The sequence below is a fragment of the Pontibacter sp. HSC-36F09 genome, assembly GCF_024171605.1.
Taxonomy (GTDB): domain Bacteria; phylum Bacteroidota; class Bacteroidia; order Cytophagales; family Hymenobacteraceae; genus Pontibacter.
The window spans coordinates 699,372-716,857 of the sequence record NZ_JALKAA010000001.1 but is presented as its reverse complement, the minus strand read 5'-3'; the positions used below and the strand labels follow the sequence as shown (position 1 = coordinate 716,857).

13 protein-coding genes and 2 tRNA genes are annotated in these 17,486 nt (G+C 50.3%); 9 read left to right on the top strand and 6 right to left on the bottom strand.

Translation table 11 applies throughout. The annotated features are described in order from the left end of the window. Positions 1-6: 6 nt before the first annotated feature. On the bottom strand, positions 7-438 hold the full coding sequence (locus L1278_RS03275; RefSeq protein ID WP_253401032.1) for a GNAT family N-acetyltransferase: 432 nt from the start codon (positions 436-438) through the stop codon (positions 7-9). A 587-nt stretch (positions 439-1,025) separates the two neighbouring features. Between L1278_RS03275 and L1278_RS03270 the strand changes: the two genes are divergently transcribed. The 4 genes from L1278_RS03270 (at position 1,026) to L1278_RS03255 (ending at position 5,576) form a co-directional block, all read left to right on the top strand. Next, on the top strand, positions 1,026-1,523 hold the full coding sequence (locus L1278_RS03270; protein ID WP_253401031.1) for a YajQ family cyclic di-GMP-binding protein: 498 nt from the start codon (positions 1,026-1,028) through the stop codon (positions 1,521-1,523). A gap of 78 nt (positions 1,524-1,601) precedes the next feature. Then, on the top strand, positions 1,602-2,381 hold the full coding sequence (locus L1278_RS03265) for a TerC family protein (protein ID WP_253401030.1): 780 nt from the start codon (positions 1,602-1,604) through the stop codon (positions 2,379-2,381). Positions 2,382-2,602: 221 nt separating this feature from the next. Beyond that, positions 2,603-4,918, top strand: coding sequence for a M20/M25/M40 family metallo-hydrolase (locus tag L1278_RS03260; RefSeq protein WP_253401029.1), 2,316 nt, complete (start codon positions 2,603-2,605; stop codon positions 4,916-4,918). 103 nt (positions 4,919-5,021) lie between these two features. Continuing rightward, complete coding sequence (locus L1278_RS03255) at positions 5,022-5,576, top strand: DUF4142 domain-containing protein (protein WP_253401028.1); 555 nt, start codon at positions 5,022-5,024, stop codon at positions 5,574-5,576. A 17-nt stretch (positions 5,577-5,593) separates the two neighbouring features. Here the strand turns inward: L1278_RS03255 and L1278_RS03250 are convergent, their stop codons facing one another. From L1278_RS03250 to L1278_RS03230, 5 genes are all read right to left on the bottom strand, one after another. Then, positions 5,594-6,262 carry a hypothetical protein gene (locus L1278_RS03250; protein ID WP_253401027.1) on the bottom strand — a complete coding sequence of 223 codons (669 nt, stop codon included), beginning with the start codon at positions 6,260-6,262 and terminating at the stop codon, positions 5,594-5,596. A gap of 90 nt (positions 6,263-6,352) precedes the next feature. After that, a complete protein-coding gene (locus tag L1278_RS03245) occupies positions 6,353-6,538 on the bottom strand; it encodes a hypothetical protein (RefSeq protein WP_253401026.1) in 186 nt (61 codons plus the stop codon). Positions 6,539-6,717: 179 nt separating this feature from the next. Then, positions 6,718-7,725 carry a dipeptidase gene (locus tag L1278_RS03240; RefSeq protein WP_253401025.1) on the bottom strand — a complete coding sequence of 336 codons (1,008 nt, stop codon included), beginning with the start codon at positions 7,723-7,725 and terminating at the stop codon, positions 6,718-6,720. A 506-nt stretch (positions 7,726-8,231) separates the two neighbouring features. After that, positions 8,232-10,718, bottom strand: a complete 2,487-nt coding sequence (locus L1278_RS03235; RefSeq protein WP_253401024.1) for an outer membrane beta-barrel family protein — start codon at positions 10,716-10,718, stop codon at positions 8,232-8,234. Between the two features lie 231 nt (positions 10,719-10,949). Next, positions 10,950-11,480, bottom strand: a complete 531-nt coding sequence (locus L1278_RS03230; protein ID WP_253401023.1) for an RNA methyltransferase — start codon at positions 11,478-11,480, stop codon at positions 10,950-10,952. A 529-nt stretch (positions 11,481-12,009) separates the two neighbouring features. Between L1278_RS03230 and mutS the strand changes: the two genes are divergently transcribed. The 5 genes from mutS (at position 12,010) to L1278_RS03205 (ending at position 17,406) form a co-directional block, all read left to right on the top strand. After that, on the top strand, positions 12,010-14,640 hold the full coding sequence (gene mutS / locus L1278_RS03225) for a DNA mismatch repair protein MutS (protein ID WP_253401022.1): 2,631 nt from the start codon (positions 12,010-12,012) through the stop codon (positions 14,638-14,640). 166 nt (positions 14,641-14,806) lie between these two features. After that, positions 14,807-14,879: transfer RNA gene (locus L1278_RS03220), tRNA-Gly, on the top strand. 77 nt (positions 14,880-14,956) lie between these two features. Continuing rightward, positions 14,957-15,040: transfer RNA gene (locus tag L1278_RS03215), tRNA-Leu, on the top strand. A gap of 191 nt (positions 15,041-15,231) precedes the next feature. Then, positions 15,232-16,326: a site-specific integrase gene (locus L1278_RS03210; RefSeq protein WP_253401021.1), complete on the top strand. Its 1,095-nt coding sequence runs from the start codon at positions 15,232-15,234 to the stop codon at positions 16,324-16,326. Positions 16,327-16,329: 3 nt separating this feature from the next. Then, positions 16,330-17,406 (top strand): hypothetical protein, encoded by a 1,077-nt coding sequence (locus tag L1278_RS03205; protein WP_253401020.1) that lies wholly within the window; start codon positions 16,330-16,332, stop codon positions 17,404-17,406. Positions 17,407-17,486: the final 80 nt, after the last annotated feature.

Below are 17,486 nucleotides of genomic sequence, written 5' to 3'. Positions count from 1 at the left end.
AACGTGTTAGAGTTGCCTGGCCATTTTGTAATGCTGAATAGAGCCAAACAACAGGTATGTTTTTTCTACTACTTCATACCCGTTGCGGCGGTAAAAGTTTACGGCGTTTTCGCGGGCCTGCAAGGTCATGGTAGTGGCCCCAAGCTGTCGGGCGCGGTCTTCGAGGTAGCTGATTAACTGATCGCCGAGGCGCATACCCTGTTTATCGGCTCGCACGCCCATAAAGCGGATCTGCCCTTCCTGCGGCGTGTTCAGGTGCAGACGGCAAACGCCAACGGCTTCATTGTTTTCATCTACGAGCATGGCGTGTATGGCTTGGTCGTCGTCTTCAGCGCGTTCGCTGCCCTCGGGTTGATCCCAGGGTTTGCGCAGGGTGTCGTAACGGAGTTGGTAGTATTGTTTGAATTGCTCAGGTGTAGCGGGTTCTATGACTTTCATGTGGTTGTGTTTTTGTAATGCAAGTTTAGTGAAAATGTGGTGTTGTAAGTATAGCGGAGGTTGTATTACTAGCTGCTGTTGCAGGTATGGCGGGTTATGTTGTTTTATAGCTTCGCCTGTGCGGCGGGCACCTACTTTTTTTCTTGATAAAAAAAGTAGGCAAAAAAATCAAGACTCCCCAAACTCGCTGACCGCTCAAACAGTGGGTAGTCAAAAGGTGCACCTGGCATAGCGATCTGTTTCATTGTTTAGGGGTCAAGTTAGTCTTGCTATACCTGCCAAGGGTTTGTGACAGGAACTACAACGCCTTTTACTTATAAACCCGCAACGGCAGGAAAGTCCCCCTTTGAAGGGGGCAGGGAGATGTTAATCGTGCACCGCTCCTTCCCCTGTTTTGAGGGTAGGGGCCCTCGATAAAAGGAAAGGCTGGGATGGGGTGAAAACCATTTAACAATCCAATCATTAACCCCCAACAACCAACAATTTACCCATTTAGCAACTCACCCCCTAGCAATCAACAATTAGATACATAACTTTGCAGCTTATTAACCGTGTAAATCTTATCATTTAACCTAACCCGAAAAACTATGGCATCTTTCGATATTATCAGCAAAGTAGATCCGCAGATCATGGACAATGCGATAAACGTGGCTCGCAAGGAAATCATGAACCGCTACGACTTCCGCGACACCAAAGGCTCACTGGAGTTTGACAAGAAAAACAACGAAGTGCACATCAGCATGGAGAACGACATGCGCCTGCAGCACACCGAGGACGTGCTTATCGGTAAAATGGTGAAGCAGGGCCTCGACGCCACCGCCCTCGACTTTTCTAAGGAAGCTTACCAGAGCGGTGCCATGGTGAAGAAAGACATCAAAGTGAAAGCCGGCATAGACAAGGAGACTTCCAAAAAGATTATGAAGCTGATCAAAGACAGCAAGGTGAAGGTGTCGGCCGCCATCATGGACGAAACCATCCGGGTGACAGGTAAAAAAATTGATGATCTGCAGCAAATAATCGCTGTCTTGCGTACAAACGCCGAAGAAATTGGTATGCCGCTTCAGTACGTCAATATGAAGTCGTAATGGTTATATGGTTAAATTGTTTTTAGCTGACGGCAACCATTTAACAATTTAGCCATTTAACAATTCAACCCTCACCTTATGGAAATATTCGCTAATCCGGACACCTGGATAAGTCTGCTGACCCTGACCTTTATGGAGGTTGTGCTGGGCATCGACAACATTGTGTTCATCTCGATCATTGTAAGTCGGTTGCCGAAGGAACAGCAGGCCAGGGGGCGCAATATCGGCTTGATGCTGGCACTTGTTTTTCGCATCATCCTGCTGATGTTCATCGCCTGGATCGTGAGTGCGAGTGAGCCGATCTTCTCGATCAATTTGCCGTTTACCGACGAAGACTTCCCGGTGTCGTGGCGCGATATTATTTTGTTTGCTGGTGGTCTGTTTTTGTTAGCCAAGTCGGTAACAGAAATCCATAACAAGCTGGAAGGCGAGGAGGAAGGCCATGAAACCGGGAAGGGAACCACCACGCTGGGTAAAGTGCTCATCCAGATCATCCTGATCGATATCGTGTTCTCTTTCGACTCTATTCTGACGGCCGTTGGCCTAGCGCAGGAGATCCTGGTGATGGTGCTTGCCGTGATCATTGCCATGGGCATTATGCTGATCTTCGCCAGGTACGTGAGCGACTTTGTGAACAAGCACCCGACCGTGAAAATGCTGGCACTTTCCTTCCTGCTCCTCATCGGCTTCATGTTGATAGTAGAGTCCCTGCACCAGCACATCCCGAAGGGCTACATTTACTTTGCCATGTTCTTCTCACTGATGGTGGAGATGCTCAACTTACGCCTGCGCAAGAAAACCACACCGGTGCATCTGCGTCAGAACGAAGTACTGCCCGAAGGCGATCCTTCCCAATAAGTCAGCTTGAGGTTTTTGCAAAAGCCCCGGCAGTATACCTGTCGGGGCTTTTGTTTTAAAGCCATTCCTTTTCCTAACAGCTTCCAGCAGCGGTATAGCCGACGCGAAGTGTAGAAGGTATAGATTTTCCCTCGCCCGAGATAACCTGGTAGTCCGGAGAATTAACAGACATACATAGAAATTTACTATATTAACCGTACGGAACCACCCTATACCTGGCCATGTCTACAAGACCTTATCTCATAGCGCTCTTTTTGCTGATTGCCCTCGTGGGCTTGAGTGTGTATAGCGTTAGCCTGATGAGTCCACCGGAGGCACTGCCAGCCACTGCCCCGGACACAGAATTCTCGGCGGAGCGGGCTATGGCACATGTCCGGGAGGTAGCGAGTCAGCCCCACGCCATGGGCACGCCAGGCCATGCGGAGGTGCGGCAGTATTTGCTCAAACAAATGGAGATGCTCGGGCTACAGCCGGAGGTGCAGGAAGCGGTAGTCGTGAACCCGGTAGGCGAAACCAGCAACGTGGGCTATGTCTACAACCTCCTGGGTCGATTGAAAGGCACCCAACCGGGCGGCAAAGCCGTGCTGGTGATGGCGCATTACGACTCGCAGCCCAACACCCCCGGCGCCAGTGACGATGGCGCAGGTATAGCCGCCATGCTCGAGACAGCCCGAGCCCTTCAGATAGGCGAACCGCTGCAGCACGATGTTATTTTCCTGATGACCGACGGCGAGGAATACGGCCTGTACGGGGCCAGGGCTTTCCTGAAACACCCCTGGGCACAGGAGGTGGGCGTAGTCGTAAACGTAGAGGCGCGCGGCAATGCTGGCCCGAGCATGACCTTCGAGATAAGCCCCGAAAACGGCTGGATTGTGGAGCAGTTTGCGGCGGCCGCGCCCTACCCCTTTGCCAGCTCCATGATGTACGAGGTATACCGCAACATGCCCAACAATACAGATTTTACTGTGTTCAGAGATGCCGGGTATACGGGCGTGAATTCAGCTTTCATCGATGGCTTTGTGCATTACCATAAAATGACCGACTCACCCGAGAACCTGAACCGCAACAGTCTGCAGCACCACGGCAGCAACATGCTGGCGCTGGTACGGCACCTGGGCAATGTGTCGCTTGACAATACCAAGGCGCAAGACAAGATTTTCTTTAACCCCGCAGGCAGTTGGCTCGTGCAGTATACGGCTGGATGGAATTTGCTGTGGGCAGCGCTGACCACGGTGTTGCTGCTGGCCTATATCGTGGTGGGTATTCGCAGGAAAGCTTTTTCGGGGATGCAATTGATAGGAGGTTTCGTGGGTTTCCTGCTGGTCATAGCGATTGTGGCAGGGCTATCCTTTCCAATCACCAACTTTATAAAAGCCATGCTACCCTACAGCCATGACATCAACGGGGTATATGGCACTGTGCGCTTCTTTATGGGCTATCTGCTGCTGGCTCTGGGGCTGATGCTACTGTTAAGCTGGCTGCTGCTGCGTTGGATGTCGGTATTTGCCTTAGCCGTGGGCGTTTGCCTGCACTGGTTTGCCCTGATGGTGGCGGCCTTGGTGCTGGTGCCTGCTGCGGCCTATCTGTTCATGTTTCCGCTACTTTTCTGCCTGCTGGCCTTACTGGTGCTTTTCCTGAAAGGCCTGCACCAGCAACCTGTTGGCTGGGCGTATGCGCTGGTGTTGCTGGCAGGTATAGCACCCGCCATTTTCATGCTGATGCCGCAGGTAAATTTCCTGTTTGTGGTGTTTGCCCTGCAGATGCCTGTCGCCACGGTAGTCACGCTACTTCTGCTGGCCGGGCTGGCTATACCTTTGCTGATCACCATAGAGCGAAGCTTCGGTTGGCGTATGCTGCCTTTGCTGCCTGCCTTTCTGCTTTTTACCGGAGGTATACAGCTGTTCCGGGCCATTAAGGCAGAGAAACCGAGCCCCGCTCAGCCTTTGCACAGTCACGTAAGCTACTACCTTAACGCCGACGATGATGTGGCCGTCTGGGCCTCCGCCTATAAGCGCACCGACGACTGGAATCAGCAGTTTTTCCCGAAGCCAACAACCAGTGCACTGACTGAAATATACCCCATGGCTGCGCGGGAGTACCTGAAAAACGAAGCTGCGCCTATACCTGTGCAGGCGCCTGTCGCCAGTCTGGTGAACGAAGCAATAGCCCCCGGCGAACGCGTACTGACCATCCGGTTGCAGTCACCGCGTGGAGCCGCTCACCTGGACCTGGTGCTGCAACCCACCGAAGAAGGCGGTATGCTGGGAGCCGCCATCAACGGCGAAGCGCTCACGCTGGGCCCTCTTGAGACAGCGCAAGGGGCAGTATACTTTGCCAAGGTACATGGGCTGCCGGACTCAAAAGAAGTGGAACTGGAAGTGCGCCTGAAACAGAGCAGTGGCCTGCAGCTATACCTGTATGATGTGAGCATTGGTCTGCCGCAGCAGCTGATAAAGAAAGCTCTGCCCGCCCATGTTATACCAGAGCAGGGCCGCGAAAGCAACCTGACGCTGGTTCGGAAGTCGTATCGGTTTTAAACCAAGGCATTGCTGTATTTTAAAGTGTTTTCAGGTATAGAACATAACTTGTGAGGCAGGGTATACGGTATAGCTATAGACGACACCTTGCGCACCCTTGCCTATGCTCACCGATAAACTGCTTACCCTGGCCTTCGGGCTCCTATTCTTGCTCATGATCGCCTGCGACGACGGCCCCAAAACCGTACAGGCCAAAACCGACACGCCTCCGGCTGTAAAAGAAATGAGCCGCAGCGCCGCCTTCCTGGACTATGCCGCTAGCACCACCATGCTACAGGCCGAGCTGGCCCGACTGGCTTCTGAGCGAGCTCAGTCCGAGGGTGTCAAAGCCCTTAGCACCGAAATGCTGGACTTTTACAATCACGCCATGAAGCAACTACAGCAGGTTGCCAGAGCCGAGGGGCTGCACACCAGCCTACCCGACTCGCTGGGATCGGCCGACAGGATAACGGTAGAAGAGTTTGGAAAACTGACCGGTGCTGCGTTCGACGAGCGCTACAAAGCGTACGTGTATACCTCACAACAATCGCAGCTGGACCATTACCAGGAGGCGCTTTTGCGCGCGGAGGAAGAGGAGATCAGGAATTGGGTAAACGAAATGCAGCTACAGCTGCGGGCACGCCAGCAATTAGCTGCGCAAGATGACAGTGCCAAGTAGGTATAGCAGGTATAGAATTAACTCCAGAGATCGGCGGCTTTGCGGGCCATCCGGAAGAAAAGGTCTTTCTCCAGGCCTGCCACTTGGCGGGCTTCGCACTCCGAGTAGCCGTTTTCGGAGGCATTGAGATAATCGTAGTAGAGCTGCGCCAGTTCCAGCGAGTCATCCTCAAACTGTTCTGTCATGCTTTCGCGCTGCAGCTTCTCGGGCTCGAAGATCTTGGAAGGGTATAGCTTGTCGAGCTGGTAGATCAGGTACTTCTGTGAGGTATTGTCGGAACGCTTGCTCCCACCGCCCAAAAGTTGCTCCAAGGGCAGGTCATCGTCATCTTCATACTCATCCTCCAGTTCATCATCCACCGCCAGCGGCTCATACACGATCAGGTCGAAACCAGTTAGCTCCAGGTAGTCATCAAACTGTTCTTTTATAGGCACCAGGGTAGGGGAGTCGTGTTCGCTGTTGAGCACGTTGGCCATGTGCAGGGCAATCTCTTTGCCTTTGTCGCCGGCACCGATCAAAATCTGGTTGAACTGTGTGAAGTCGCAGCCCAGGTAAATGAACTTGTACTCCTCATCAAGCACAGTAAAACACCACAAGGTGATGAACTCCGTATCGTCAATTACGACGGTGTCTATATAGAGCTCATTTATCTGAATATAGTATGGTGCGTACTGCGGAGAGTCCATGGCTGATTCGGCATTTAGTGTACATTATTTGCGTATACGCAGTTTGTTTGCACATGGCAAAGTTTCTATATAGAAAATAAGCGAATGGCCTTAATCTTCGTGTCGGTAAATATAGTACAATACCCCACCGAGCGCCGTGATGCCCGCCCGTATACCCCAACCGATACCTTCGCCCCACTGATTAACCCAGTTCAAAACGAGTAAGTTGGCGCCCGAAAGACCCATAACGAGCGAAACCAGCCCGGCAAGCAGGAGAAACAGTCCGATGAATTTCATAGTAGCTTTTTACAAGGTGACAAACCCGAAATATAGAAGTATGTTATAACAAAGAAAGGCTTGTTTTAAACGGCTTCTATATAGTCCACATGAAATATAATAAATATTATTTTCAGCACAAGATTTCATGCAAAAAATAGCTGTTTTTGCTACTGCAAAGGATAGGATTAAAGCCTGAATCAGGACCAAATGCGCTCAAGAAAACGCTGTACATTTCGGAATGCAAGCTTCTCTAGCTGAGGTTGCTGGAGCTTTTCCTGTAGCTGTTCCAGCAAATAGGTATAGCTGGTGCCCGCGTGCTCGTGCTCTTTAAAATAGTAAGGTATACGGCTCAGATCGGGCGAATCGAGGGTATAAAAGTAGTCGGCTCCGAAGCAGATGCTGTCTTCGGCCCCTTTCTCAAAGCCATACAGAATGTGCTGCAATAGGGCTTCGGGCTGCTCATTGTTCACGAAGGCACGCAAAAAGTTCATGCCGATTAGACCTTGCCGGCGAATGATCTCCTGTGCAATCTCGACGGGCAGGTTGCGGTTGTGCTCCCATACCGGCCGGAAGTTGGAGTGACTGGCCATTACAGGTATGTCGAGCCGCTCACGGTCGATGTGCTCGAGGATGTCGTAGGCCAGGGCATCGCTGGTGTGCGAAAAGTCCACAGCGATGCGGCGGCCGTGCAGGTAGTCGAGCAGCATTTTGCCGTCGCGGGATATGCCCCTGTCTGTCATGTTGCCGCCCCCGAAGCGGTTGCCCATATGGTGGGTGAAACTGATGTAGAAAAGCCGCTCTACCGCTTCAATGATCTTTTCCAGTTTCTTAAAGCCATCTTCCAGTGGTTCGTCCTCCTCGCAAAAGCCAGAGGCATTTTCGATGGAGGCAATCATGCCGATATCGCCACGTCCGCTCAGCGCATTTTGTAACGATGCTGTATCCGTTACCGCTGTCAGGCAGCTGCGCTCGTCTGTGGTCAGCTTGCGGAATATCTCGGCCTGCAAGTGGGCATAGTTGGTGCTTCCCGGCGCGGTGGCGCAATAAATAGCCATCGTCTGCAATCGCACATTGCCCTGTGTGAGGGCTGGCAGCGAACACCCGATCTCAGCTACATTATCAATGGCCGAATCGGGTACATCCGACAGGTATACCAGCAGGTCGCAGTGGAGGTCTATAATCGGCAGTCGGGCAGGAGCAGTCATGAAGTTGATTTTTTGTTCGGTGTAAGATACGGAGAAGCAGGGCAGAAGGTATAGCTGTGTGTCATTCCGGTTACTCATCTGTCATTTCGACGAAAGGAGAAATCTGAAGTACAGCATCAGGTATAGCAGTGCGAATTATAGCGGAGGAACCGGGAGCGATTGTCATTCCTTGTACCCTTTAAAGGAAGATTGTTAGGTTCTGATGGAGACTGTCCCCTTGAGGGCAGGGTTGTTTCATTTCAGGGAACTCTCCACTCGTGGGTGCGAAGAGAGATATTTAGATCTGTGAGAATAACCTAGATTGGCCAATTTATGCCTATTAGCACCATATCTACACCCCTATAATCCCCTCAAGGGGATAGTTTACTACAGAACTTAACAGACCTAGCTTCAAAAGGGGACTTCTTACAAATCCTCCCGCCGGAAGACCCCACAGGGAAGATAGCTGCCAAACAAAAAAGGCCGGAGATTTCTCCCCGGCCTTTTTTTATCTGTTTCAATGTGGTTTAGTTATCAAAACCTTCGTCGTCCCCGCCATTCTGTTCGTTTGGCTGGCGGCGTTCGCGGTTGCTGCCTTCGCTGTTGAGGCGGTAGGTGAAGCCCAGGTATATGATGCGGCTCTGACGGCGGTTCTCGCTTTCGGTTCTGAACTCAGGGCCAAAACTCACAAAGTTGAATTGCCGCGTATTGAACACATCCGACACCCGGAGCGAAATGGTAGCGTTCTTTTTGAGCACATCTTTTTTCATGGCCAGGTCAGCGCTGAACATCTGCTCCATGCGGCCCTGTATGTCGGCTGTCGGGGCGCGGTAGAAACCAGATAGCTGGATATTCAAATCTTCCCACACCGTGAAAGTCGAGTTCACCTTCGAGCTCCAGCTGAATTGCGCGTTGCTCAGTTCCGTGTCGCCCTGCGTGGTGTTGAGCTGCGTCCGGAAGCCGGAAATGCTGCCGTTGATGCGCCACCAGTTCGTAGCAGGGTAATTAAAGCCGAGTTCTGCCCCATAGGCTTTGTTGTCGGAGATGTTCAGGAAAGTAGTCTCGGTGGCAGGTATAGTATCGTTGCCAACTACCACCTGAGTCCCCATCCGGAAGCGCTCTATCTCATCCATGGTATGGCGGTAAAAGACCGTGGCGTTGATGGAGGCATCGCCCCAATATCTCAGGTAGCCCAACTCCAGCGAGTTGACGAACTCCGGTTTGAGTTCAGGGTTGCCATAGTGCACGCTGAAACGGTCCGAGCGGTCCACAAACGGATTCAGGAAACGGCTGCGTGGCCTGTTGATGCGGCGGCTGTAGCTGAACTGTACTTTGTTGTCCGGGTTGAAATCTTTGGTGATGAAAAACGTCGGGAAGAGGCTGAAATAATCGTTGTCGCTCTTTTTGTTTTCGGTGCGCAGGTCTGTTTTGGTCACGGTCTGCTCGGCGCGCAGCCCTACCTGGTAACTGATGGACTTATACTTGTTGCTGTAGTTGGAGTAGACAGAGTAGATATTCTGGTCGAAAACGAAATGGTTGCTCTGGTCGGTGCTGTATACCAGGTCACCGGTCTCGTTGTTCCGGTTAAAAAAGCGGGAATCTTCATCCAGTCGCTCAAAGGAACTGCGGAAACCAGCTTCGAAACGGCTGTTCTCCGAAATGGGATGCACGTAATCGGCTTTGGCGACGATTTCCCGGTTAGCATCGTCCACTAATGTCTGCTGCATCTCCGGAAAGCTACCTTGCAAGCCACTCCGCTCGTTGTATAGCGCCGCTTCGTCATCGATGTTGGTATTATAGACGATGTCAGCCGTCAGTTCCTGGCCCTTTTTCTCGAAGGTCTGACGGTAGCCCAGCGTCACATCCACGGCCTTCTCGTTTTCCTCCTCATCAGTTTCGCGTGTGCGGGTGTTCACCAGTTGGCGGTTCTCATCCTCGAAGCGGTAGAAAATGTTGTTATACCCGGTGTCCTTGCCGAAGCGGTAAATACCGGAGGCCGACAAGGTATGGCGGGGCGTGAGGTAATAATCGGCTCCCAACCGGAAACTGTGCGAAATATCTTTGCTGTTGCGTGTGCCTTCCTGCAGACGGTAGCTGGTGCTGTCCTGCTGCCCGAAGTCGTTCAAGTGGTAGTTAGTCGTAAAGCTGTTGCTCTCACCCGGCCGGGTGCGCTGCCTGAAGTCGTAACCGGAGTTCAGAGACCACTTGTAGTAGCGGTAGTTCAGGTTGAGCGAGGTGTTGTAGTTGTCGTAAGTGCCGGCTGTAACAGAGGCTGAGCCATTAAAGCCGGGCTTTTTCTCCTTCTTTAGCACCAGGTTTATGATGCCGGATGTTCCTTCAGGGTTATACTTGGATGAGGGGTTGGTAATCAATTCGATGCTCTCAATCAGGTTAGCAGGAATCTGGTCGAGGGTGAGGTTGGAGAGGGCGGAGCGTTTGCCGTCAACAAGAATAGTCACGTTGGAGCTGCCGCGCATGCTCACATTGCCGTCTACGTCAACAGTCACCGAAGGAAGGTTCTGCATCACCTCGGCCACCGAGCCGCTTTCGGCATTGATGTCCTGGCTCACGTTCACCACCCGCTTGTCCAGCTCGAACGCCACGATAGGGCGTTCCGTCACAATCTGCACTTCTTTTAGCTGAGTGGCACTGCCACGCACAGGTATAGCGCCTAGCTGCAGGTTATTGTTGGTCGCCGAAACAGAGATGTTAGGTATAAACTTAGTAGGGTAGCCCACCGATGAAACACGCAGAATAAAGCGCCCCTGTGGCACGCGTGTCAGCTCGAATTTCCCTTCTATGTCGGAAGTGGCGCCGGTTACCAGGCTGGAATCAAGGGCAGTGAGCAATACCACGTTGGCAAAGCCGAGCGGTGCCTTGGTCTCCTGGTCCTGCACCGTACCGGAAATTCTGCCTTGGGTAGCGGCCTGTGGTTGTCCTTGAGCCAGGAGCGCGGTACTGGAGATAAGTAGTAGAAAAAGAACGAGAGGTAATGGTAAGGTATAGATTCTCATAGTGTATTATACGGATAATCAAAGAAGCAGCTTTTGTTCCCTCAGGGTGTGGAGGCAGCAGATGGGGAGGATGTTAAAGGTAATAACCGGGGTACGCCACTGTAAGTGGTTTCCCCCGGCTCAACTTTTAGCCGTAGGTAAGACAAACTGTGGCGCCAAAGGTTTAAACGGAGCGTTTAAAAATTCTGATAAACGTGCCAGGGAAACGAAAACAGATTCAGCGCCAATTGATTAGCGGATGATTTTGCTCAGAAAATCCCAAACTACTACGCCCGTGGCCACTGATATGTTGAGAGAGTGCTTGGTACCGAACTGGGGAATCTCCAGCACAAAATCAGAGTGGTTAATAACCTCCTGCTCCACGCCAAACACCTCGTTGCCTAGCACCAGCGCGTAGTGCTGTTGCGGTTCAGGTATAAACTTATCAAGCTTCACACTATTTTCCGCCTGTTCCACCGAGCCAATCTGATACCCTTGTTCTTTGAGTTGCTTCACTAGTTCCAGCGTATCAGGTACATGCTCCCATACCACGGACTCCGTGGCGCCAAGCGCCGTCTTCTCGATGTCGCGGTGGGGTGGGGTGCCGGTGATGCCGCACAGGTATACCTTGCTTACCATAAAAGCATCGGCGGTGCGGAAAACAGAGCCCACATTATTGAGGCTGCGCACATTGTCGAGCACCAAGACTAACGGTATTTTTTTCTTATTTTTGAATTCCTCAACCGAGTCGCGGTTGAGGTCGTCCATGGAGAGTTTTCGCATTGGATTGTTGGTAATGAGTATTGGGGCAAAGGTACAAAGAAAGGATTGTCTGAATCAGGATTAAAGGATTTTAGGATTTACAGGAATCACGTGCACGATTCACATCCCCCTGCCCCCTTCAAAGTGGGAATCTGAGCCGTTGCCAGTTTTTATAGGTATAGCTTTGTAGCTCAGACCACTGACAGATATAGCAAGACTAACTTGCCCCTGAAGCTACGAAGCAGATCACCTGAGCCAGGTGCACCAATTGACTACCCACTGTTTGAGCGTTCAGCGAGTTTGGGGAGTCTTGACCTTTTTGCTTACTTTTTGTGTCAAGACAAAAAGTGAGTGCCCGCCGCACAGGCGAAGCTATGAAAGTAAACAAGTTAAGGTATAGATATGCAGTTACTACGCCAGTTGCAAACTTGCGGTATACCTATACTTGGGCCAGAGGCCCCACCATAGTAGATACAATCGAGGACGCTCGCGCCATAAAAACACAGTTAAGATTAACAGGGAATCTATTTCCCATCAAAGAGATACAGGTATGAAAGGAGGAGACAACGGCACGGTAACCCCACTGATGAAGCAATACAACGCCATTAAGGCAAAGCATCCGGGGGCGCTGCTGCTATTCAGGGTGGGGGACTTTTACGAAACCTTTGGCGAAGACGCCGTGAGGGCCAGCAAGATACTGGATATCGTGTTGACTAAGCGCGGTGCCGGCTCAACTTCCGAGACGGCGCTGGCCGGTTTCCCGCACCACTCCCTCGACACGTACCTGCCAAAGCTGGTAAGAGCCGGTGAGCGTGTGGCCATCTGTGACCAGTTGGAGGATCCGAAGTCGGTGAAAGGCATTGTGAAGCGCGGTGTGACCGAGTTGGTAACACCCGGTGTTTCCTTTAACGATCAGGTGTTGGAGCGACGCAGTAACAACTACCTGGCGGCTGTGCACTTCGGCAAAACCGAGGCGGGCGTTTCTTTTTTGGATATCTCCACAGGTGAGTTCATCACGGCGCAAGGCGACAAGAACTATGTGGGCAAACTGCTGCAGAGCCTGGCCCCGGCTGAGGTGCTCTTCTGCAAGCGCGAGAAAGAAACCTTCTTTCAGAGTTATGGCCCAGACTTTAGATTTTATGCACTGGAAGAGTGGGTGTTCAGCTACGACTTTGCCTATGAGTCGCTGACCCGGCATTTTAACACCACCTCGCTCAAAGGGTTTGGTATAGAAGGGATGCAGGAGGCCATTACGTCGGCAGGAGCCATACTCCACTACCTCTCCGAAACACACCATCACGAGATCAGCCACATCGCCACTATCTCCCGGTTGGAGGAGGACAAATATGTATGGCTCGACCGCTTCACGGTGCGCAACCTGGAGCTGGTATACCCGCAAAACCAGGATGGGGTGCCATTAATCCAGATTCTCGACCAGACCACCACGCCGATGGGAGCCCGATTGCTCAAAAAATGGGTGGTGCTGCCGCTGAAAGATGTGGTGCAGATCAAGCGACGCCTCGATACGGTGGAGGCCCTGACTCAGCACAGTGAGCTGCTGGACGAGCTATACCTGCATCTCAAGCAGATCAACGACCTCGAGCGATTGATTTCCAAAGTGGCTGTGCGCCGTGTGAACCCACGGGAACTGATGCAACTGGCCAAGGCGCTGGACGCCATTCAGCCGATCAAAAAAATGCTGGCTGCCAGCGCTATACCTGCCCTTGTGAAGCTGGCCGACCAATTGGCGCCCTGCGATGGCCTGCGCGAGGAGATCAAGAACGTGCTGAAGCCGGATGCCCCCATGCTGACCAACCAGGGCAACATGATCAACGATGGGGTGAATGAGGAACTGGACGAGCTGCGCAAGATCGCTTTCTCCGGCAAGGACTACCTGGCACAGTTGCAGCAGCGGGAAGTCCGTAATACAGGTATAAGCTCCCTCAAAATTGCCTATAACAAGGTGTTTGGCTACTACCTGGAAGTAACGCACGCGCATAAGGACAAAGTGCCGGCTGGCTGGATACGAAAGCAGACCCTGGTAAATGCCGAACGCTACATCACGGAGGAACTCAAAACCTATGAGGAGAAAATTCTCAACGCCGAGGAGCGCATCTATACTATCGAGTTCAGCCTTTTCAACGAGCTGGTGCTGCAGGCCATGGACTATGTGGGGCAGATCCAGCAAAATGCCAAGGTCATTGCCGTGATCGACTGTTTGAGCGCTTTTGCAGGTATAGCCGTGGCCGGTAACTACGTGAAGCCAGAGGTAAACGATGGTCACGTGCTCGACATCAAAAAAGGACGGCATCCGGTGATCGAAAAGCAACTTCCGCTGGGGGAAGAATACGTGCCCAACGACATTTATCTCGACAACGAAGAGCAGCAAGTCATCATCATTACCGGTCCGAACATGGCCGGTAAAAGTGCCTTGCTGCGCCAGACGGCCCTGATCGTGCTGATGGCGCAGATCGGCTGCTTTGTTCCTGCTGAGGCTGCCAGGATCGGCATCATCGACAAAATCTTCACGCGCGTGGGCGCTTCGGATAACCTCTCGAAGGGTGAGTCGACCTTTATGGTGGAGATGACGGAGACGGCCAGCATCCTCAATAACCTTTCGGACCGCAGCCTGGTGCTGATGGACGAGATCGGGCGCGGCACGAGTACCTACGACGGCATTTCGATTGCCTGGGCCATTGTGGAGCACCTGCATAACCACCCGAAGTTCCGGGCTAAGACGCTTTTTGCCACGCATTACCACGAACTGAATCAACTGGCCGAAGACCTGACCCGCGTGAAGAACTTCAACGTATCGGTGAAGGAGACAGGTGGCAAGATCCTGTTCATGCGCAAGCTGGTGGAAGGCGGCAGTGAGCACAGCTTTGGTATACATGTGGCCCAGATGGCCGGTATGCCCAACAGCGTGGTACTGCGTGCTGACGAGATCATGCACCACCTCGAGAAAGAGAAAGTGTCGGAGCAGGCGCCGAAGCAGCGCATGAAGACAGCCCCAAAGAACAATTTCCAGCTGAGTATGTTTGAGCTGCAGGACCCGCAATTGCAGCGTGTGAAAGAGCTGATGGAGCAGCTCGATATTAATACCATCACGCCTGTAGAGGCCCTTTTGAAACTCAACGAGCTCAAATTATTGTTGAAAGACAATGGCGAAATGGTGCGTTAGCAGGTATAGCGGGACAGTAGCTAAAGATTTTCTGAAAATTTTCTCGCTGAAAATCAGTGTAAAAAGAAAAACTGGCTGAAAATTTTAGTGCTGCCTCTTGACTTCTGAAAATTTGTCTATATCTTTGTATCACTAAATCGCTAAGGGGTTTAGGAAATGACTAAAAGCGGGAGTAGCTCAGTTGGTAGAGCGCGACCTTGCCAAGGTCGAGGTCGCGAGTTCGAACCTCGTCTCCCGCTCAAGAATGACAAAGACGTTGTGATAAGCAACGTCTTTGTTTTTTAAAGTCACCCCTCCGGAAAACGTTTCGGAAGGCGCCGGGATGGTGGAACTGGTAGACACGCAAGACTTAAAATCTTGTGAGCGCAAGCTCGTGCGGGTTCGATTCCCGCTCCTGGTACTGAACTTACTATATTTGGATAACCAAATGTTAAGAAAAACCCGCTTAGATGCATTCTAAGCGGGTTTTTGCTTTTATAGCCTTTCCCTAATACACCCCGCTTTTTCCCTTGTTTTGATGTTATTTGTAACCAGTTTGTAACTGATGTAAATATCTTTTCTTATATTGGATAAGAAAGGAATACAAAAGCTATGCAAGGGAAAAAACGAGCCCCAAAAGAACCAGTTAGGCTGAGAGAGAAAAAGCTGGCAAATGGCAAACTGAGCCTGTACTTAGATTTCTACTATGAGGGGGTAAGGGAATTTGAGTTCCTGAAACTGTACATAGTGGGAAAGCCTAAGGATAAGCTAGAAAAAGACTCTAATAAGACCGTTCTGGAGCTTGCACAGCGCATCAAGGCCAAACGCACAGAGGAACTGCTAACAGGAGCCCTGAACCTGAGTTCTAAGACACAGGGCTCAGTAGACTTTGTACAGTACTGGCAGGCTTACAACACACAATACACAAAGGCAGATCATAGGGTATTGAGTGCTTGCCTTAACAAGTTCAAATCCTTTCTGAAAGACAGGTATGATACAGCCCGCCTGCCTTGCAAAGACATTACCCCAAACTTTGTATTAGGCTTTAAGGACTACTTAGAATCCAAACAGACAGGCGATGGCCCACAAACTTACTTTACCCGCTTTAAGAAAGTGGTAAAGCATGGCATGAGGGAAAACCTGTTCCCACATTACCCACTGCCTGAAAAGGTAAAGTTTAAGAGCGGGGGCATGAATAAAGGGGTACTGAACCTAGATGAGATCAAAGCATTAGCGGCTGCCTATTGTGGTAACGAGGTAATAAAGCGGGCTTTTCTGTTTGCCTGCAATACTGGCTTAAGGTTTGGCGATATAAAAGCCCTTAAATGGCAGGATATAGGCGGCTCAGAGCTGTTTGTAGTACAGAACAAGACTAAGGAGGTGCTCAGGCTTAAACTCAATCAGAATGCCCTTAAACTGATAGGGGAGCGGGGTACACCTGACAGCCTGGTGTTTCCCTTGCCATCATTTGAGGGCTCAGTCAAGACTGTTAAGAATTGGGTAGCAAGAGCGGGTATAGATAAGCGCATTACCTGGCATAGTGCCCGCCATTCCTTTGCTACCAACATACTTGTATTGGGGTATGATATTAAAACCCTTTCCCAGCTCTTAGGGCACACTTCCATACAGCATACACAAAAGTACCTGAGCATTGCAGATGAGCGCAAAGCACAGGCTGTAAACGCCTTACCTGAACTAAATTTCTAAGTGATGGACATTGCAAAATATACCATATCTGATTGGCTTGTGCATAGTATCCGGCCAACTGATTTAAAGATTGAAAATGAGGATTTAAGTTATACCAGTTATCATGGAGATAGTGAGTACAGCGGGGTTTATGATTTTGGATACATGGACTGGTATAACGGCCTTATATCAGATGATGAAATAGAAATGCTATGTGAAGATAATAAATTCTCTACTATTTCTGCATCCTATATATATGCTTTAAAGTCATTAGCATACCTCAAAATGCTTAGTAATGGTTTATGGGAAAGGACATACCCAATAGAAACGAGCTTTAAATACTCCTTTATGAAAAGGGAAATGTTAGCAGATGAAATCAATAAAGCAAGAGCTGAAATTGAAGAGTTTAGAAGCGCTTATCCTGAGGTATATGCAAATGCCTTAAGGGGAATAGATGAAAGAAGAGACCTTACTTCTGATGTTGTTATAGATACCCTTAGTTCAAAGCGAAATTACTACATGGGTCCAGATACAGCCTTTGAAATAATCATTAAAGCTAGATATCTGAGTTGGTTATTATGGCTTAATAATCCTGATTCTGACAAACTACCTGAGCCAAGATTTGAAGAAGAGGCTAAGCCTATTATTTATGAATTGTTAAGTCTTAATAGGCAGTTAGATGAGTATAAAGAAGATGCTGAGCCATTTTGGCGCACAGAACTAAGGAACGCAGGGTTAATTATGCCTGATAAGCCAAACAGTAACCAACCACATAAAAGAGAACTGATTAACTACACATGGCCTAAGCTGTTTAAAGATTCAAAACAGGCAGGTAGAATACTTGAATTAATCTCAGAGCATCTTTCTGATACAGGCCAATGGTTAGAGAATGGAAGAACATTAGTGGCTTTGTATGCTGAGCTTAAACAGAAAGGATACCTAAAACAAAACTTTTCAGGGGAGAGAGTAGCCAACGCATTAAATAGACAGTTCGGGACTAGCTTTGATAAAAGGAATTTTCAACCTGGCGATTTACTAAAAGCAGAAAGCTATCAAGACCGTTTTTCACACATCCCGCCCTATAAACCTAAGTTAGTATAAATTAGGTTGTTCCAATTCTTTTTTTGTTCCATTAGAACGATTGGAACTACTTACTTTCCTTGCTTTCCTACCTTTACAAC